General features: G+C 67.2%; 15 protein-coding genes. 5 read left to right on the forward strand and 10 right to left on the reverse strand.

Features of this window, described 5'->3' with window-relative positions; all coding sequences use genetic code 11:
- Positions 1-112: 112 nt before the first annotated feature.
- From ACSQ3O_RS00565 to ACSQ3O_RS00585, 5 genes are all read right to left on the reverse strand, one after another.
- Positions 113-2,347 carry an NADP-dependent isocitrate dehydrogenase gene (locus tag ACSQ3O_RS00565; RefSeq protein WP_137747359.1) on the reverse strand — a complete coding sequence of 745 codons (2,235 nt, stop codon included), beginning with the start codon at positions 2,345-2,347 and terminating at the stop codon, positions 113-115.
- 254 nt (positions 2,348-2,601) lie between these two features.
- Positions 2,602-3,303: a ligase-associated DNA damage response endonuclease PdeM gene (gene pdeM, locus ACSQ3O_RS00570; RefSeq protein WP_436137477.1), complete on the reverse strand. Its 702-nt coding sequence runs from the start codon at positions 3,301-3,303 to the stop codon at positions 2,602-2,604.
- 5 nt (positions 3,304-3,308) lie between these two features.
- Positions 3,309-6,095 (reverse strand): ligase-associated DNA damage response DEXH box helicase, encoded by a 2,787-nt coding sequence (locus tag ACSQ3O_RS00575; RefSeq protein ID WP_436137478.1) that lies wholly within the window; start codon positions 6,093-6,095, stop codon positions 3,309-3,311.
- Positions 6,092-7,789 (reverse strand): ATP-dependent DNA ligase, encoded by a 1,698-nt coding sequence (locus ACSQ3O_RS00580; protein WP_436137479.1) that lies wholly within the window; start codon positions 7,787-7,789, stop codon positions 6,092-6,094. The genes ACSQ3O_RS00575 and ACSQ3O_RS00580 overlap by 4 nt, the downstream gene beginning before the upstream one ends.
- Positions 7,786-8,847, reverse strand: coding sequence for a ligase-associated DNA damage response exonuclease (locus ACSQ3O_RS00585; RefSeq protein WP_436137480.1), 1,062 nt, complete (start codon positions 8,845-8,847; stop codon positions 7,786-7,788). The genes ACSQ3O_RS00580 and ACSQ3O_RS00585 overlap by 4 nt, the downstream gene beginning before the upstream one ends.
- A 181-nt stretch (positions 8,848-9,028) precedes the next feature.
- Between ACSQ3O_RS00585 and ACSQ3O_RS00590 the strand changes: the two genes are divergently transcribed.
- Both ACSQ3O_RS00590 and ACSQ3O_RS00595 read left to right on the forward strand, forming a co-directional pair.
- Entirely contained in the window at positions 9,029-9,559 is a 531-nt protein-coding gene (locus ACSQ3O_RS00590; RefSeq protein ID WP_436137481.1) for a BON domain-containing protein, read from the forward strand.
- Positions 9,560-9,724: 165 nt separating this feature from the next.
- Positions 9,725-11,311, forward strand: a complete 1,587-nt coding sequence (locus tag ACSQ3O_RS00595) for an ABC transporter substrate-binding protein (RefSeq protein WP_436137482.1) — start codon at positions 9,725-9,727, stop codon at positions 11,309-11,311.
- Between the two features lie 127 nt (positions 11,312-11,438).
- On the opposite strand, the gene ACSQ3O_RS00600 is transcribed toward ACSQ3O_RS00595, so the two are convergent.
- Both ACSQ3O_RS00600 and ACSQ3O_RS00605 read right to left on the reverse strand, forming a co-directional pair.
- Positions 11,439-11,765: a YnfA family protein gene (locus ACSQ3O_RS00600; protein WP_436137483.1), complete on the reverse strand. Its 327-nt coding sequence runs from the start codon at positions 11,763-11,765 to the stop codon at positions 11,439-11,441.
- Positions 11,759-12,487 carry an ArsR/SmtB family transcription factor gene (locus ACSQ3O_RS00605; RefSeq protein ID WP_436137484.1) on the reverse strand — a complete coding sequence of 243 codons (729 nt, stop codon included), beginning with the start codon at positions 12,485-12,487 and terminating at the stop codon, positions 11,759-11,761. Before ACSQ3O_RS00605 ends, ACSQ3O_RS00600 begins: the two co-directional genes overlap by 7 nt.
- 79 nt (positions 12,488-12,566) lie before the next feature.
- Here ACSQ3O_RS00605 and ACSQ3O_RS00610 point away from each other — a divergent pair, with 79 nt between their 5' ends.
- Together ACSQ3O_RS00610 and ACSQ3O_RS00615 are read left to right on the forward strand one after the other, a co-directional pair.
- A complete protein-coding gene (locus tag ACSQ3O_RS00610) occupies positions 12,567-12,911 on the forward strand; it encodes an NIPSNAP family protein (protein ID WP_137747353.1) in 345 nt (114 codons plus the stop codon).
- Positions 12,908-13,252 carry an antibiotic biosynthesis monooxygenase family protein gene (locus ACSQ3O_RS00615; protein ID WP_436137485.1) on the forward strand — a complete coding sequence of 115 codons (345 nt, stop codon included), beginning with the start codon at positions 12,908-12,910 and terminating at the stop codon, positions 13,250-13,252. The genes ACSQ3O_RS00610 and ACSQ3O_RS00615 overlap by 4 nt, the downstream gene beginning before the upstream one ends.
- 56 nt (positions 13,253-13,308) lie before the next feature.
- Here ACSQ3O_RS00615 and ACSQ3O_RS00620 read toward each other — a convergent pair whose 3' ends face one another.
- The 3 genes from ACSQ3O_RS00620 to ACSQ3O_RS00630 form a co-directional block, all read right to left on the reverse strand.
- Positions 13,309-14,049, reverse strand: coding sequence for a metallophosphoesterase family protein (locus ACSQ3O_RS00620; RefSeq protein WP_436137486.1), 741 nt, complete (start codon positions 14,047-14,049; stop codon positions 13,309-13,311).
- Between the two features lie 88 nt (positions 14,050-14,137).
- Complete coding sequence (locus ACSQ3O_RS00625) at positions 14,138-14,506, reverse strand: DUF1801 domain-containing protein (RefSeq protein ID WP_436137487.1); 369 nt, start codon at positions 14,504-14,506, stop codon at positions 14,138-14,140.
- Between the two features lie 178 nt (positions 14,507-14,684).
- Complete coding sequence (locus ACSQ3O_RS00630; RefSeq protein WP_298451405.1) at positions 14,685-16,109, reverse strand: FAD-binding oxidoreductase; 1,425 nt, start codon at positions 16,107-16,109, stop codon at positions 14,685-14,687.
- A gap of 170 nt (positions 16,110-16,279) precedes the next feature.
- Here ACSQ3O_RS00630 and ACSQ3O_RS00635 point away from each other — a divergent pair, with 170 nt between their 5' ends.
- A complete protein-coding gene (locus ACSQ3O_RS00635) occupies positions 16,280-16,966 on the forward strand; it encodes a TetR/AcrR family transcriptional regulator (RefSeq protein WP_436137488.1) in 687 nt (228 codons plus the stop codon).
- Positions 16,967-16,988: the final 22 nt, after the last annotated feature.

The following is a 16,988-nucleotide window of genomic DNA, read 5'->3' on the forward strand; positions in this document are numbered from 1 at the left end:
GCGCGGTGGAGGCCTTTTTGATGCCTGAAATCCACCGGCGCTCCCTCCGCGCAGGTGCTGCGCGCCTTTCGCAAGCTCAGGCGCTCAGCAACCCAGCGGCTCACGCCACGGCTTACTTCACCGTGCTGAGTGCGTCGTTCAGCGTCTTGCTGGGGCGCATCACGGCATCCAGCTTGGCGACGTCGGGCATGTAGTAGCCACCGATGTCGGTGGGCTGGCCCTGCACGGCGTTCAGCTCGTCCACGATCTTCTGCTCGTTCGCGGTGAGCAGCTTGGCCAGGGGCGCAAACTTGGCGGCCAGGTCGGCATCTGCCGTTTGCGCGGCCAGTTCCTGGGCCCAGTACATGGCCAGGTAGAACTGGCTGCCACGGTTGTCCAGCTGGCCGGTCTTGGGCGAGGGGTTCTTGTTGTTGTCCAGCAGCTTGCCCGTGGCGGCGTCCAGCGTCTGGGCCAGGATCTTGGCCTTGGCATTGCCCGTCTTCAGGCCCAGGTCTTCCAGCGACACGGCCAGCGCCAGGAACTCACCCAGCGAATCCCAGCGCAGGTGGTTTTCTTCCACCAGCTGCTGCACATGCTTGGGGGCCGAGCCGCCCGCGCCGGTTTCGTACATGCCGCCACCCGCCATCAGCGGCACGATGGACAGCATCTTGGCCGAGGTGCCCAGTTCCATGATGGGGAACAGGTCGGTCAGGTAGTCGCGCAGGATGTTGCCGGTGGCGCTGATGGTGTCCAGGCCGCGGATCACGCGCTCCAGCGTGTAGCGCATCGCACGCACCTGGCTCATGATCTGGATGTCCAGGCCGGTGGTGTTGTGCTCGTGCAGGTACATCTTGACCTTGGTGATCAGCTGCGCTTCGTGTGGGCGGTACGAGTCGAGCCAGAACACCACGGGCATGCCGGAGTTGCGGGCGCGGTTGACGGCCAGCTTCACCCAGTCGCGGATCGCGGCGTCCTTGACCTGGCACATGCGCCAGATATCGCCGGCTTCCACGTTCTGGGACAGCAGCACTTCGCCCGTGGCCAGGTCGGTGATGTTGGCCACGCCGTCTTCGGCGATCTCGAAGGTCTTGTCGTGCGAGCCGTACTCTTCGGCCTGCTGGGCCATCAGGCCCACGTTGGGCACCGTGCCCATGGTCTTGGGGTCGAACGCGCCGTGCCACTTGCAGAAGTTGATGATCTCCTGGTAGATGCGGGCGAAGGTCGATTCGGGCATCACGGCCTTCACGTCCTTCAGGCGGCCGTTGGCGTCCCACATCTTGCCGCTGTTGCGGATCATCGCGGGCATGGACGCGTCCACGATGATGTCGTTGGGCGAGTGGAAGTTGGTGATGCCCTTGGCCGAGTCCACCATGGCCAGCTCGGGGCGGTGCTCGTGGCAGGCGTGCAGGTCGCGCTTGATCTCGTCGCGCTGGCTTTGCGGCAGGGTTTCGATCTTGCTGTACAGATCGACCATGCCGTTGTTCACGTTCACGCCCAGCTCGTCAAAGGTCTTGGCATGTTTGGCGAACGCGTCCTTGTAGAAGATGCGCACGCAGTGGCCGAACACGATGGGGTGCGACACCTTCATCATCGTGGCCTTCACGTGGAGCGAGAACATCACGCCCGTCTTGCGCGCGTCTTCGATTTCCTTCTCGTAGAACTCCAGCAGCGCCTTCTTGCTCATGAACATGCTGTCGATCACTTCGCGGTCGAGCAGGCTGACCTTGGGCTTCAGGATGATGGTCTTGCCGCTCTTGGTGATCAGCTCCATCTTCACATCACGGGCGCGGTCCAGGGTCATGGACTTTTCGCCGTGGTAGAAGTCGCCGTGGTGCATGTGCGAGACGTGGCTGCGCGATGCCTGGCTCCATTCGCCCATGGAATGCGGGTTCTTGCGCGCGTATTCCTTCACGGCCTTGGGCGCGCGGCGGTCGGAGTTGCCTTCGCGCAGCACGGGGTTCACGGCCGAGCCGATGCACTTGCCGTAGCGGGCCTTGATCTCTTTCTCTTTGTCGTCCTTGGGCTGGTCGGGGTAGTCGGGCAGGGCGTAGCCCTTGGACTGCAGCTCGGCGATGGCCGCCTTGAGCTGGGAGACCGATGCGCTGATGTTGGGCAGCTTGATGATGTTGGCATCGGGCTGCAGCGTCTTCTTGCCCAGCTCGGCCAGGGTGTTGGGTGCGCGCTGCTCTTCCTTCAGGAACTCGGGAAACTCACCCAGAACGCGGGCGGCCACCGAGATGTCGGACTCCACCACGTTGATGCCCGCTGGCGCGGCGAACGTGCGGATCAGGGGCAGGAAGGAAGCCGTGGCCAGACGGGGTGCCTCGTCGGTCAGGGTGTAGATGATGGTGGGTTGCTGGGTCGTCATGGCTTGTCTCACGAAACAGAGTATGTAAATGCCCCCGGCTGGGTCACAGCGGGGCCAAACGCGGATGCTCTCTGATTCTCCTTGCTCGGGGCTGTCTGGGACCCCTGTTTTTGCAATCGAATCTCACAATGCAAAATTATCATAAGCCCAGGGCATCTTTTTTCACCAAATAAGTGGTAATCACCCTGCGGCCCCCTGCAGTTTGACCGCCTTGGCGCCTGCGCGCCACCCCCTCAAAGACCCTGTGAAAACCCTCAGGGAACGGCCATCACGCGGCCGGGCAGGATGGCAAACCGTGCCCAGTGCCCGGGCAACGTGTCGGGCGCCGTACCGGTGAAGGCGCCGAAGGCGGGCAGGACCAGCTGCCCATCGCCCCAGCCAAAACAGGGCGCCCGCAGCACATCCCGCGCCGGGCCGCGCAGCCGCAGCGTGGGGTGCAGGTGCCCCGCGAGCACCGTGTGGCCCGCCACCGCCTGCGGGTGGTGGCAGGCCAGTACCGGCACATCGGCGCAAGGCCGCCAGGGCTCGTTGACCAGCGCCATCGCCAGTGCGGTGGGCGGGTCGCCCGCATGTAGGTCATGGTTGCCGCGCACCAGGGTCATCGCCACATGCGCATGGCGCTGGCGCCAGGGGAGCAACTGCTGCCACAGCGCATCGGCCGCGCCGCTGCGTGCGTGCAAAAAGTCGCCCAGAAACACCAGGTGGTTGGCGCCGGTGGCAGTGAGCACCGCATCGAGCCGCGCCAGGTTGTCGGCCGTGGTGCCATGGGGCACCGGCTGCCCCGCGCGGCGGAAGGTGGCTGCCTTGCCGAAATGCACATCGGCCACCAGCACCCTGCGCGCGGCGGGCCACCACAGGGCGCGCTGGGGCAGTAGCTGCAGCGCGGTGCCGCAGGGCAGGGTGATGGCGTGCGCGCCTGTGGGGGATGCGTGGGCGCTGACGGGCAACGTGGTCATCGTGCTCAGAGTCCGGGGCGTTTGCGGGTGCGGCGGGGGGCGTTCCCAGCCGTTTCCCGGCGCGCGCGCTGTGTGCGGTTGCTGGTGTTCTCAGGAACGTCCCACACCATGTCCGTGGGCTGCGCGGCGTGCTGCGCAAGGTGGGTGCCCGTGGTGGCATCGGCCGCCTGCTCCAGCGCCTGCACCATGCGCGCCAACCGGTCGGCCAGGGTCTCGGTGCTCAGGCGCTCGCGAAAGCGCTCCACCATCAGCGGCAGGGCGAATGGGGTGGGGCGTTTCAGCGCGTGGATGGACAGGGTCTGTGCCTGCATGTCGCGCAGTGTGTGCGCCAGGCGGTCCATGTCCAGTTCGTTGGTCAGCAGCTCGGCACGGGCCTGGGCCAGCAGCAGGTTGCCCGGGTCGTACTGCGCAAACACGTCGTAATACAGCGACGACGAGGCCTGCAGCTGGCGGCTGCTGCGCTGCTCGCCGGGGTGGCTTTGAAAGATGAGTCCGGCAATGCGCGCGATCTCGCGGAAGCGCCGGCGCGCCATCTCGGTGGCGTTCAGGCTGGCCAGCACTTCGTCTTCGAGCCCGCTGCCGATGGTTGTGTGCGTGCCTTCGCCTATCAGGCGCGGCAGCAGTGTGGTCCAGTCCACCGGCTTGGCCGACAGCAGCTCCAGCCCGTAGTCGTTGACCGCGATGGAGAAGGTGTTGGGCACCTGCTGCGACGCGCGCCAGCCCAGCAGCCCGGCCAGGCCCAGGTGCACCAGGCGGCCCGCCAGCGGGTACAGGTACAGGTGCCATCCCTCGCGGGTGTGCCGGGTCTCGGCCACCAGGCGGCTGGGTGTGGGGAGGGCCGACCACGCCTGCTGCAGCGCCAGCAGCGGTTGGGCGCAGCGCATCTCGGGCGTGGAGAACTCGCCGCGCTCGGCCTGCGCCAGCTGCTCGAGCATCGCATCGGCCAGCGTGTTCGACAGCGGCATGCGCCCGCCGCTCCAGCGCGGCAGGGCGGCGCTGCCCTTGGGGGCGATGCGCACATAGGCCGTCATTTGCTGGGTGCGCACCAGCTCCAGCAGGCGGCCTGCAAACATGAACACATCGCCCTTGCGCAGTCGCGCGATAAAGCTTTCTTCCACCGAGCCCAGGCGCCCGCCGCTCACAAACTGCACCTGCATGGCGGCGTCGCTCACGATGGTGCCGATGTTGCTGCGGTGGCGGCGCGCCAGGCGCGCATCGGGCACGCGCCACACGCCCTCGTCGTCTGGCACCACGCGGTGAAAGTCCGGGTAGGTGGCCAGCGACGCGCCACCCTGGCGCACGAACTGCAGCGCCCACTGCCAGTCGTTGTCAGTCAAAGCAGCGTAGGCCGGGGCGCGGCGCACCTCGGCCAGCAGCGCATCGGGCACAAAGCCGCCGCCCAGCGCCACGGTGACCAGGTGCTGCACCAGCACGTCGAGCGGTGCACGCGGCGTGTGCCGGTCTTCGATGCGGCCCTGCGCCAGCGCGTGGCGCGCGGCGGCAGCCTCCACCAGCTCCAGGCTGTGCGTGGGCACCAGGGTGATGCTGGAACTGCGCCCCGGCGCATGGCCCGAGCGGCCCGCGCGCTGCACCAGCCGCGCCACGCCCTTGGCCGAGCCGATTTGCAGCACCTGCTCCACCGGCAAAAAGTCCACACCCAGGTCCAGGCTGGACGTACACACCACGGCCTTGAGCTGCCCGGCCTTGAGGCCTTGCTCCACCCAGTCGCGCACCTCATGCCCCAGCGACCCATGGTGCAGCGCGATGGTGCCCGCCCAGTCGGGCCGCGCCTCCAGCAACGCCTGGTACCAGCGCTCGGCTTGTGAGCGGGTGTTGGTGAACACCAAGGTGGACGCGGCCGCTTCGATCGACTGCACCACCTGCGGCAGCAGGCTCAGCCCCATGTGGCCCGCCCACGCAAAGCGGTCGGCCCGCGCGGGCAGCATCACCTGCACCTCCAGCCGCTTGTCGATGCGGCCCTGCACCAGCGTGGCGGGCGGTGGTTGCGGCGCGCCGGGCACTGATGCAGGTAGCAATGTGTGCAGGGCCTCCTCCAGGTTGCCCAGCGTGGCCGACATGCCCCACACCTGCAGCGCCGGGTTCCAGCCCGACAGGCGCGCCAGCGCCAGCTGCACTTGCACGCCGCGCTTGTTGCCCACCAGCTCGTGCCACTCGTCCACCACCACCAGGCGCACGCTGGCCAGGCGCTCGCGCGCATCGGCGCGGGCCAGCAGCAGCGAGACGCTTTCGGGCGTGGTTACCAGCAGCGTGGGCAGGCGGCGGTCCTGCGCGGCGCGCTCGCCGCTGGCGGTGTCGCCGGTGCGCAGGCCGCTGGTCCAGGTAGGGGCCAGGTCGGGCAACGGTGCCTGCAGGGCGCGCAGCGAATCGGTAGCCAAGGCGCGCATGGGCGTGATCCACAGCACGGTGAGCGGCGGTGCCGCAGCGCGGCGCGCTCGGGCGTGCATGGGCTCATTCGGTGGTGCGGCGGCAGCCTCTTGAACCGTTCGCCCTGAGCCTGTCAAAGAGCTGGCAGCGGTGTGGGCCTCGGCTTCGACAGGCTCAGCCCGAACGGCTGGGAGTGGGGCCAGGTGCTGCAGCGCGCCCAGCCACACCGCATAGGTCTTGCCCGAGCCCGTGGTGGCGTGCAGCAGGCCCGAGCGGCCCTCGCCCATCGCGCGCCACACGTCGTGCTGGAAGCCAAAGGGCTGCCAGCCCCGCGCCGCCATCCAGGCGGCTGCGGCACTCGGTGCCACCGTGGGCAGGGGTTTGCGCGGGCGGTGGGTGGTGCTCATGCCGCAACGTCCTGCCCGGGCAGCAGTGCCATCAGCGTCTGCAGGGTATCGGCCTCGGCCACGGGTTTGTCCTGCCGCCAGCGCAGCATGCGCGGAAAGCGCACGGCAATGCCGCTCTTGTGGCGTGGGCTCTTTGCGATGCCCTCGAAGCCCAGCTCAAACACCAGCGTTGCGTCCACGCTGCGCACCGGCCCAAAGCTCTCGCGCGTGGTCTTGCGGATGATGGCGTCCACCTGCGCAATCTCGGCATCTGTCAGGCCCGAATAGGCCTTGGCAAACGGCACGAGCTGGCGCTCCGGGTCGTCCTGCGGTCCGGTCCACACGGCAAAGGTGTAGTCGGTGTACAGGCTGGCACGGCGGCCGTGGCCGCGCTGGGCGTAGATGAGCACCGCGTCCACGCTCATGGGGTCGATCTTCCACTTCCACCACACGCCCACATCCTTGGTACGGCCCACGCCGTACTGCGCGCTGCGGTGCTTGAGCATGAAGCCCTCGGTGCCCATGCTGCGCGCGGCCTCGCGCTGGCGCGCGAGGTCGGCCCAGTCGGGGCCGTGCAGCAGGGTGCTCAAGCGCAGGGTCTTGTGCGGTGCGGGTGCGATGGTGGTGTCGTCAGGTGGTTGCAGCGTGGCCTCCAGCAGCGTGCGCCGCGCCTGCTGCGGCTCTTGGCGCAGGTCTTGCCCGGCGTGTTCGAGCAGGTCGTAGGCCACCAGCACCACGGGCAGTTCGCGCAGCAGCTTCGGGCCCAGGGTCTTGCGGCCCAGGCGCTTTTGCAGGTCGGCAAAGGGGCGGGGCTGGGGCTCGCCCGGCAACCACACCAGGATCTCGCCATCGACCACCGTGCCGTTGGGCACCTGCGCCATCGCGGCCTCGGCCAGTTCGGGGAAGCGGTCGGTCACCAGCTCCTCCCCGCGCGACCAGACCCACACCGCGCCCGCGCGCCGCACGATCTGCGCGCGGATGCCGTCCCACTTCCATTCCACCAGCCAGTCGCCGGGCGTTCCCAGCAGTGCAGGCATTTCGGCCACTGGCTGGTTGAACGGGTGGGCCAAAAAGAAGGGATAGGGCTGGCCCGCATCGGCAGCATCCGGCGTATTGGCATCGTCGTCCACCGGCGCGATCAGCGCCTGGTAGTCGCTGGCCTGCGGCTGCCGGCCGATCTGCGTGTAGCCCATCAGCCGGTGCGCGATGCGCTTGGGGTCCAGCGCGCTCACTGTGGCCAGCGCCTGCGTGACCTGCAGGCGCGACACGCCCACGCGGAAGTTGCCGGTGATGAGCTTGAAGTACACAAAGCGCTGCTCGGGCGCCAGCTTGTTCCATTGCGTGCGCAGGCCGGCGTCGGCCTCATCGGGAGGCAGGGCGCGCAGGGGCAGCAGCTGGGCCATCCATTCGGCCAATGCCAGCTCGGCGGGTTGGGCAGGCGGGGGCAGCAGCAGCGCCAGGGTTTCGGCCAGGTCGCCCACGGCTTGATAGCTCTCTTCAAACAGCCATTCGGGCAGGCCGGCGGCCTCTTGTGCCAGCGCTTTCAGGCGCTTGGTGGGCACCATCTGGCGCGGCTTGCCGCCTGCGAGGAAATATGTCGCCCAGGCCGCATCGGCGGGTGGCGCCACGCGGAGGTATGCCACCAGCGCCGCGAGCTTCGCCGACTGCGCGGTGGTGGCGTCGAGCGCCAGAAACAGCTGGGCAAAGGCCTTCATGCAGTCGCCTCGGGTGCGGACTCGCTGCCTGGTTCGGGCACAGCGCCCGCATCGTCCTCGTTGTCATCGGCGCCGTATTCGGTGGCAAACACCTGGGCGTCCAGCCCCTGCTCGCACAGCCAGCGCACCATCACGGCCGTGTTGCCATGGGTCACGATGACGCGCTCCGCGCCCGTGGCGCCAATGGCTTTCTGCAGGCTCGGCCAGTCGGCGTGGTCGCTCATCACAAAGCCCCGGTCCACCCCCCGGCGGCGGCGTGCGCCGCGCACCAGCATCCAGCCGCTGGCAAACGCGTCGGAGTGTTCGCCAAACCGCTTGAGCCAGGGTGTGCCCGCTGCCGAGGGCGGGGCCAGCACCAGTGCGCGTTTCAGGTCCGCCTTGGTCAGGCCCGGGTCCGTCACACGCCGCGTGGGCGGCAGGCCCACGCCCGCCGCGCGGTACACGGCGTTGAGCGGTTCCACCGCCCCATGCACCACGATGGGCCCGATGCTGGCATCCACGCCATGCAGCAGTCGCTGCGCTTTGCCAAAGGCATACGCATACAGCACGCTGGCCTTGCCCGCCGCTGCGTTGGCTGCCCACCAGGCATTGATGTCGGCAAACAGCGCGTGCTGCGACGGCCAGCGGTAGATGGGCAGGCCAAAGGTCGATTCGGTGATGAAGGTGTGGCAGCGCACGGGCTCAAACGGCGGGCAGGTGCCATCGTTTTCGAGCTTGTAGTCGCCCGAGGCCACCCACACCTGGCCGCCATGTTCGACGCGCACTTGGGCCGAGCCCAGCACATGCCCGGCCGGGTGCAGCGACACCCGCACACCATGGTGGTCGATGACCTCGCCATAGCCCAGCGTCTGCAGATCAATGCCCGCGCCCAGCCGGTTGCGCAGCGTGCCCGCGCTGCTTTCGTGCGCCAGGTAGTGGGCCGAGCCCATGCGTGCGTGGTCCGAATGGGCGTGTGTGATCACGGCCCGCTCCACCGGCCGCCAGGGGTCGATGTAGAAATCTCCCGCTGGGCAATACAGGCCTTCGGGTCGGTGGACGATGAGGTCGTTGCGGTGCATGTGGGTGGGATCGTAGGTGCCCCGCCAAAGCCGAGGTGCGACTTGGGATATCCGTCGCGCGCCGGTAAAAATATGGAAGAAAATGGCCGTCTCCGCGCGTCCGTGGATGCTTGTGTGTTACTTATTTAATAGCAATTGCATCCTGCAGCGTTGCGGGTTCACAAGGAGAGGAGGGCTCTGCATGCATTGTGTCGATTCGGGCTGGTGCCGGGGTGGGCTCCTGCCCCTGCTGGCCGCGTTCGCGGTGTCGTCGGCCAGCGCCCAGGAGGGGGCATCCCCGCAGGCGCGCACCAACGCCTTCAACGACCCCTTCGTTCAGGTCACCAGCGCCGTCCCGCACTGCCCCGTGCCCGAAGGCCCGCTCTACACCGAAGCCGAGGTGCGCGAGCTGGCGCATGTGCGATCGCAGCACGGCGGCAGCTGCCACCGCGTGGGGCGGTGCCGCCTGCCCAACTCCTACCTCTACGACGCCGAGATCATCCCGCGCGTGCAGCGCTACATCCGCGAGGACGGCCGTTTTGGCGACACCAGCGTGTGGGTGCTGGGCGAACGGCGGCTGGTCACGTTGATGGGCTGCGTGCAGTCGCAAGCCCAGGCCGAGGCGCTGGAGAAAGCGGTGCAGCTGGTGGATGACGTGATGGGCGTGATCAACCTGCTGCAGGTGGGCACGGCGCGCGATGGCGTGCGCTACCCGGTGCAACCGGCGCAGTAGCTTGCACGGGCGCTGCCGGCCTCTTTATCCCAGCCGCGCCTGGTGCGCAATCGGTCCGGATACGGGCTTGCATCGCCTGTGCCACACATGGCGCGTGGGGGCTTGGGCTGGCCTGTTTCCTGCTGCATATTGCCGGTTCTCCTATTTCACCAAGGAAATCACGTCATGCGATTCAACCGTTCTCTGCTGGCGGCCGCCACCCTGGCCCTGGCAACCGTTGCTCCCACCGTGTCGGCAAAACCGTTCAAGTGGGCAGGCTCCACCGATATCCAGAGCATGGACATCCATTCGCAGAACAGCGCTTTGGGCAACGGCATCCATGCGGCCGTGTACGAGTCGCTGGTCATGTTCAACAGCCGCACCCTCAAGGTCGAGCCGCTGCTGGCCACGTCGTGGCAGCAGGTCAGCCCCACGCAGTTGCGCGTCAAGCTGCGCCAGGGTGTGAAGTTCAGCGATGGCTCGGCCATGACCGCCGATGACGTGGTCTTTTCGCTGCAGCGCGCCATGAGCAAGACGTCTACCTACTCCATCTACACCCAGGGCATGGACCGCATCGCCAAGGTGGATGGCGAGACCATCGATATCTTCCTGAAGAACCCCAACCCGGTGATCCTGAACCAGCTCACCGAGCTGCGCGTGATGAGCAAGGCCTGGGCCGAAAAACACAACGCGGTCGAACCCAAGGACATCAAGTCCAAGGACGAAACCTACTCCCACCGCAACGCGATGGGCACCGGCCCCTTCATGCTCAAGGAATGGGTGCCTGACCAGAAGATCGTGTTCACTGCCAACCCCAACTGGTGGAACGCAGGCAAGACCGAAGGCAATGTGACCGAGATCACCTTCACCCCCATCAAGTCCGAGGCCACACGCATTGCCGCACTGCTGTCGGGCGAGGTGGACATGGTGCGCGACACCAGCATCCAGGACCTGGGGCGCCTCAAGGCCCACCCCAACCTCAAGGTCATGGAGATGGTGGAGAACCGCACCGTGTACCTGGCCATGGACCAGTTCCGCGACGAGCTGCCTGGCGGCAACATCAAGGGCAAGAACCCGCTCAAGGACCTGCGCGTGCGCAAGGCGCTCTACCAGGCCATCGACAGTGCCACGCTGCAGCGCGTGACCATGCGGGGCATGTCCAAGCCCACCGGGGCCATCGTGTCGCCGCTGGTCAACGGCTGGACCGATGCCGCAGACAAGCGCCTGCCCTACGACCCCAATGCCGCCAAGGCGCTGCTGGCCGAGGCGGGCTACAAGGATGGCTTTGAGGTGGACTTTGCCTGCAGCAACAACGCCATCATCCAGGACGAGGAGCTGTGCCAGGCCATCACCTCGATGTGGTCGCGCATCGGCGTGAAAGCCAAGCTGCGCACGTTGCCCTCGGTCACCTACTACCCCATGGCCCAGCGGCACGAGGCCAGCATTGCCCTGCTCAGCTGGGGCGTGCCCACGTTCGACGCGCTGTACACCCTGCAGTCGCTCACCCGCACCAAGACCACGGGCGGAGACGGCAACTACAACCTGGGCCGCTACAGCAACGAGCGCATGGACTACATCGTGGACCGCGTGAAAACCGAGACCGACCAGCCCGTGCGCAACCGCCTGCTGACCGAAGGCCTGCAACTGCAGAACGACACCGTGGCCAACATCCCCCTGCACAACCAGATGCTGGCCTGGGCCATGAAGAAAAACGTGGAGCTGGTGCAGCGGCCGGACAACCGCATCGATTGGCGGCTGATCAAGGTGAATTGAGCCCTTTGGCGCCGCAGCCTTCGAAGCTGGCGCGACCCATGCCAGCGCACCCGTGGAACCGGCTTTGCCGGGCCACCGGGTGCGTCCCCCTGGGGGGGAGGCGCCAAAGGCGACTCAGGGGGTGTATTCATTTCATCGGCTGCAGCATGATGATCGCCATGCCCGCCAGCGCCACCAGTACCCCCGCCACATCCCATGGCGTGGGGCGGATGCCATCCACCGCCCACAGCCAGGCGAGCGCCACCCCGATGTAGACACCGCCGTAGGCCGCATACACACGGCCTGCGCCCTCCGTGTCGTGCAGCGTGAGCAGCCAGGCAAACAGCGCCAGGCTCACGGCCGCAGGCAGCAGCAGCCACAGGGGCTTGCCGTGCTTGAGCCACAGCCAGGGCAGGTAGCAGCCCACGATTTCGGCGAGGGCCGTGGCGATGAAAAGCAGCAGTGTTTTCAGCATGGTGCGGGGCCTTGTGCGGCGCGGTGGTGCTCGGCATCCGGGTCGGTGGCCAGCCACTGGCGCAGCGCCAGCTCGCCCTTGGGAGTGAAGTGCACCACGCGCGAGCCCTGTGCGCGGTGGGCCCATCCCCCGTCGAACAGGCGTTGCAGCAGCGCCGCGCCCAGGGCGCCGCCCAGATGGTGGCGGCGCTCGCTCCAATCCAGGCAGGGGCGGCACACCATGCGCCGCTGCTGCGCCAGCGTGGACGTGTCGATACCCACGTGCGCAAACCACTGCGCGCCAGCGGGTGTGATGGCCGCCCCCTGGGGTGTGGCCTGCAGCATGCCCTGGTGCACCAGTGCTTCATAAAACTGCACGCCCACCTCGCCCGCCAGGTGGTCGTAGCACATGCGCGCGCGGCGCAGCGCAGGCTCCCGGGGGCTGGCGCGCAGCCGCACGGCACCGGCGCGAAACGCCACGTTCATCAGCGACTCCAGCAGGTGCGCCACATCGCGGTCTGCCAGCCGGAAATAGCGGTGGCGGCCCTGGCTTTCCACGGCGATCAGGCCGGCATCCAGCAGCTTGGCGAGGTGGGCGCTGATGGTCTGCTTGGTCACGCCTGCAACATCGGCCAGCTCGGTGGCCGTGAGCGCGCGGTCCGCCATCAGGGCGGTGAGGACTTCGGCGCGTGCGCTGTCGCCGATGAGCGCGGCAATGCGCGCGATGTGGGGGCCGTCTTTCATGGTTCGATCTTGGGCGAACCATCTCTGCCCGTCAACGGCCTATCGTGAAGCCCTTGCCAATCCCAGACTTTGGAACCCCATGATTACCTGCTTCATCCGCTACGAGATCGACCCCTTCCAGCGCGACGCGTTTGCCGAATACGCGCGCCGCTGGGGCCAGATCATTCCCCGCTGCGGCGGCCACCTGCTGGGCTACTTTCTGCCGCATGAAGGCAGCAATTACGAGGCCTGGGGCCTGATCGGCTTTGACTCGCTGGCCGCCTACGAGGCCTACCGCGCGCGCCTGCGCGCCGACCCCGAAGGCCGCGCCAACTTCGCGCTGGCGCAGAAGAAGCGTTTCATCCTGCGCGAGGAGCGCAGCTTCACCCAGGGGGTGGAAGGCACACTGGGCCTGCCCGCCCACCCACAGGGGGCCACCACATGATGGCGGTGATCTTCGAGGTCACGCCTGCGCCCGGCCAGCAGGACGCCTATCTGGGCGCGGCCGCAGCGTTGCGTCCGGTGCTGGAGCAGGTGGACGGCTTCGTTTCCATCGAGCGCTTTGAAAGCCTGAGCGAGCCCGGCAAGCTGCTGTCGCTGTCCTTCTGGCGCGACGAGGAGGCCGTGGCCCGCTGGCGCCAGCAAGAGGCGCACCGCAGCACCCAGGCGGCCGGGCGCGACCATGTGTTTGCCGACTACCGGCTGCGCGTGGCGGCGGTGGTGCGTGACTACGGCATGAACGACCGGGCACAGGCGCCCGCTGATTCCCGCGTGGTGCATGGCTGACCGCGCGCAGGTCCCAGCAGCCTGTTTGCGACCCCTGCGAGATCGCAAACAGGCGCTCACACCGGCATGTAGCCCGTGCGCAGCGCGTGGGCCCATTCGGGCCGTCCATCCCGTTGTGCCAGCAGCGCCATGGGTTCGTGGTCGTAAGGCACCCGGTGGTGCGCCACCTGCCAGCCTTGCGCCGACCGCTCCGCGATCGCGTAACAGGCATCCGGCGTGCCGTTCTCTACCTTGTGGGCCACTGGGTGGTCGTCACTGTAGGCCTGCAGGCCCACGCTGCCGGGGTTGACCAGCAAAACGCCCGCTCCCAGACGCACCTGGCGCGGCACATGGGTGTGGCCGCAGGCAATCAGCGGGGCGTATTGGCCCGACAGGCGCTCGTCGATCTCGGCCGGGGTGGCGGCGCGCACCGTGGAGCCGTCCAGCGTTTCGAGCAGGTATTCATGGTCGCTGCGCGGCGAGCCGTGGCACAGCAGCATGTCTTCGTCCAGGCGCAGGGTGTGGGTCAGGCTGCGCATCCAGGTGAACTCCGCCTCGGTGAGCTGCGCATGCGCGTACTGGTCCGATGCACCACCGTGGCCTGGGCGCAGCTGCAGCACCTGGCGTTCGTGGTTGCCCGCCAGCGAGAGCCAGTCCGACGCCATGAGCCACTGCGCCGTCTCGCGTGGCAACAGCGGTCCCGAGAGGTTGTCGCCCAGGTTCACCACGCGGTCGGCGCCCCGGCGCGCAATGTCCGCCGCCACGGCTTCAAGGGCCGCGAGGTTGCCGTGGATGTCGGAGACGAAGGCGATGCGCATGGGGAAACCGTGTTCTGGGTGATTGAGGGGTCAGCTCTGCGATACGCCGCCGCCTGTACCGCTGCAAGCGTGCAGCAGCATCCTCATCCTAGATGTTTGCCCGCGCTGCTTCCAGCGCCAGTGGCAGGTACTGCGCCAGTTGCTTGTTCACCAGGTCGTCGATAGAGCGCAGCTTCAGGTGCCTGCGCCCCTTGCCCGCCCCCTCCAGGTGGCCGAAGGGGTCGCTGATGCGCGCGCCCTGCCCGAACTCCACCGACACATGCCCCTGGTAGGCGAACACGCCGCAGAACGACACCCCCTGCGCAGCAAACAGAATGCCGCCGTACTTCACCTCTTCCGTGGGTGCCTCAAAAGGCGGCTGCAGCACCAGGGCGCGCACGGCCTGCACGATGGCGTACTGGGTTTCGCCGAGAAAGCGAATGTCTTCAAGCAGTGCAGGGACAGAACGTGTGGCCATGGCGCATGTGTGAGGGCTGCGGGAAGGGCGCAGGGTAGGCGATGTTGCTGACAACGGGGTGGCAGCAGCAGGCGTACTGCCCAGGCACTCCGCGCCCGCAGAGGCCTGTCAGAATCTCAGTAAAAATGGCCGCTTCCGCCTATTGATATTGAATTTATTGCTATTGAAAAAGTAGCAATCACAGGGTGAAAATCTTCCCCGGATTCAGGATGTTCTTCGGGTCCAGCGCGCGCTTGATGGCGCGCATCATGTCCACCGCGCCTGTGCCGGTTTCGTCCAGCAAAAAGCCCATCTTGTGGATGCCCACACCATGCTCACCCGTGCAGGTGCCGCCCATGCTCAGCGCCCGGGCCACCAGGGTGTGGTTCATGGCCTCGGCCTTGGTGCGTTCTTCAGCGCTGTTCGGGTCGATGAGGTAGCCGAAGTGGAAGTTGCCATCGCCCACGTGGCCGACAAGGAAGTAGGGGATGCCGCTGGCTTCCACCTCATCCACCGATTCGAGCAGGCAGTCGGCCAGGCGGCTGATGGGGACGCAGGTGTCGGTGCTGATGGCGCGGCAGCCGGGGCGGCTTTGCACGGCGGCGAAGTAGGCGTTGTGCCGGGCGGTCCACAGGCGGGTGCGTTCTTCGGGGGTGCTCGCCCATTCAAAGGCCTGGCCGCCAAATTCGCTGGCAATGTCTTGCACCATCTCGGCCTGTTCCTTCACGCTGGCGGGCGAGCCGTGGAACTCCATGAGCAGCATGGGTTCCTCGCGCAGGGTCAGCTTGCTGTGCGCGTTCACCATGCGCACCGTGTGGTGGTCGATGAGTTCCACGCGCGCAATCGGCACACCGATCTGGATGATCTGGATGGTGGTGCGCACGGCCGCTTCGATGCTGGGGAAGGAGCAGATCGCAGCGCTCACCGCTTCGGGCAGCGGGTACAGGCGTACGGTGATCTCGGTCATGATGCCCAGCGTGCCTTCGCTGCCCACCATCAGGCGCGTGAGGTCGTAGCCCGCGCTGCTCTTCTTGGCGCGGGTGCCGGTGTGGATGACTTCGCCGCTGGCGGTGACCACCTCCAGCGCCAGCACGTTCTCGCGCATGGTGCCGTAGCGCACGGCGTTGGTGCCGCTGGCACGCGTGGCGCACATGCCGCCGATGCTGGCGTCGGCGCCGGGGTCGATGGGGAAGAACAGGCCGGTGTCCTTGATGGCCTCGTTCAAGGCCTTGCGCGTGATGCCGGGCTGCACGGTCACCGTGAGGTCTTCGGCGTTGATGCTGAGCACCTGGTTCATGCGGCTCACGTCAATGCTGATGCCGCCTTGCACGGCCAGCAGATGGCCTTCGAGCGACGAGCCCGCGCCGTAGGGGATCACGGGCACGCCGTACTGGCTGGCCAGCTTCACCGCATCGGCCACGTCCTGCGTGTTTTCGGCAAACACCACGGCGCTGGGTGGCGGGGCCTGCAGCGAGCCTTCGTCGCGCCCGTGCTGCTCGCGCACGGCCTGGGCCAGCGAACACTGCGCGCCGAAGCGGGCCTGCAGTGCATCGATGAGGGCCTGGGGCACGTCGCGCAGTTGGATTTCGGGCAGCAGGTGGGCAGCAGCGGTGGGGGCGTTCATGGTGTGTGTCTCCGGTGGGTGCGGTCAGTGAGAAGCATTCTAGGTTCGGCCCCGTGGACAGGTCCTGGCTCGCCCAGCTTGAGCCCGGGTGGGGATGCGGGTATTCACGGGCTTGTGAGTCTGCGTCTGCATAAATACATTACGTTTGAAATGTATATTGTGAAAGCGCCATGAACCACCGTGTTTCCCCCAAGGCCGGGACGCGCCGTACCCATGCCGAGCGCAGTGCCGCCACGCGCCAGCACCTGATTGCCACGGCCATCGACGTGATCCAGCACCGCAGCCTGGAGGAGATGTCCATCCACGAGCTGGCCAAGTCGGCGGGCATGACCTCGGGGGCGGTGCAGCACCACTTTGAGTCAAAGGCGGTGCTGATGATGAATGTGCTGAGCGAGCTGATCGAGTCCACCGTGCGCTCCGGCGAATTCTGGCCCAGCGCCGCGCTGCCTGCGCGCGAACGGGCCACACAGTTCGTGCAGGCGGTGTGGAGCCTGGTCTATGCGCAGCCGCGCTTTATCGTGGCGTGGAACATTTACCTGGGCTGCCGCAACCAGCCCGAAGTGCTGGGCCACATTGCGGAGCTGCGCCAGAGCGTGCAGGCGCGCATGCACGAAGGCTTCTTCGGCGCCTTCCCCGAACTGGCGGCAGAGCCCGACCGCGATGGCCTGCTGGGCCTGGTGCTGTCGTCGCTGCGCGGGCTCGGGCTGCTGCAGTTGTTTGCACCCGCACTACAGTCTGCACCGCCCACCGTGCCCGATGCTGCCCAGCAGGCGCAACTGTCCTGCCTGGCCGACTGGATTGCCGCCCGGTGCGAAGCCGCTGCTGTGCCTCCAAAGGCGCGCACACGCCGCCGCTGATCCCCCATTTGTCTGCTTGTTG

The sequence above is a fragment of the Acidovorax sp. LjRoot74 genome (genome assembly GCF_964254355.1).
Classification (GTDB): domain Bacteria; phylum Pseudomonadota; class Gammaproteobacteria; order Burkholderiales; family Burkholderiaceae_C; genus Acidovorax.

Excerpts from the sequence above, each read along its gene's own strand:
- ACSQ3O_RS00615 (WP_436137485.1), top strand. The coding sequence starts at position 12,908 with ATGATGGCGGTGATCTTCGAGGTCACGCCTGCGCCCGGCCAGCAGGAC.
- ACSQ3O_RS00600 (WP_436137483.1), bottom strand. The coding sequence starts at position 11,765 with ATGCTGAAAACACTGCTGCTTTTCATCGCCACGGCCCTCGCCGAAATC.
- ACSQ3O_RS00610 (WP_137747353.1), top strand. The coding sequence starts at position 12,567 with ATGATTACCTGCTTCATCCGCTACGAGATCGACCCCTTCCAGCGCGAC.
- ACSQ3O_RS00635 (WP_436137488.1), top strand. The coding sequence starts at position 16,280 with ATGAACCACCGTGTTTCCCCCAAGGCCGGGACGCGCCGTACCCATGCC.
- ACSQ3O_RS00620 (WP_436137486.1), bottom strand. The coding sequence starts at position 14,049 with ATGCGCATCGCCTTCGTCTCCGACATCCACGGCAACCTCGCGGCCCTT.
- ACSQ3O_RS00630 (WP_298451405.1), bottom strand. The coding sequence starts at position 16,109 with ATGAACGCCCCCACCGCTGCTGCCCACCTGCTGCCCGAAATCCAACTG.
- ACSQ3O_RS00575 (WP_436137478.1), bottom strand. The coding sequence starts at position 6,095 with ATGAGCACCACCCACCGCCCGCGCAAACCCCTGCCCACGGTGGCACCG.
- ACSQ3O_RS00580 (WP_436137479.1), bottom strand. The coding sequence starts at position 7,789 with ATGAAGGCCTTTGCCCAGCTGTTTCTGGCGCTCGACGCCACCACCGCG.
- ACSQ3O_RS00595 (WP_436137482.1), top strand. The coding sequence starts at position 9,725 with ATGCGATTCAACCGTTCTCTGCTGGCGGCCGCCACCCTGGCCCTGGCA.
- ACSQ3O_RS00565 (WP_137747359.1), bottom strand. The coding sequence starts at position 2,347 with ATGACGACCCAGCAACCCACCATCATCTACACCCTGACCGACGAGGCA.
- ACSQ3O_RS00625 (WP_436137487.1), bottom strand. The coding sequence starts at position 14,506 with ATGGCCACACGTTCTGTCCCTGCACTGCTTGAAGACATTCGCTTTCTC.
- pdeM (WP_436137477.1), bottom strand. The coding sequence starts at position 3,303 with ATGACCACGTTGCCCGTCAGCGCCCACGCATCCCCCACAGGCGCGCAC.
- ACSQ3O_RS00590 (WP_436137481.1), top strand. The coding sequence starts at position 9,029 with ATGCATTGTGTCGATTCGGGCTGGTGCCGGGGTGGGCTCCTGCCCCTG.
- ACSQ3O_RS00605 (WP_436137484.1), bottom strand. The coding sequence starts at position 12,487 with ATGAAAGACGGCCCCCACATCGCGCGCATTGCCGCGCTCATCGGCGAC.
- ACSQ3O_RS00585 (WP_436137480.1), bottom strand. The coding sequence starts at position 8,847 with ATGCACCGCAACGACCTCATCGTCCACCGACCCGAAGGCCTGTATTGC.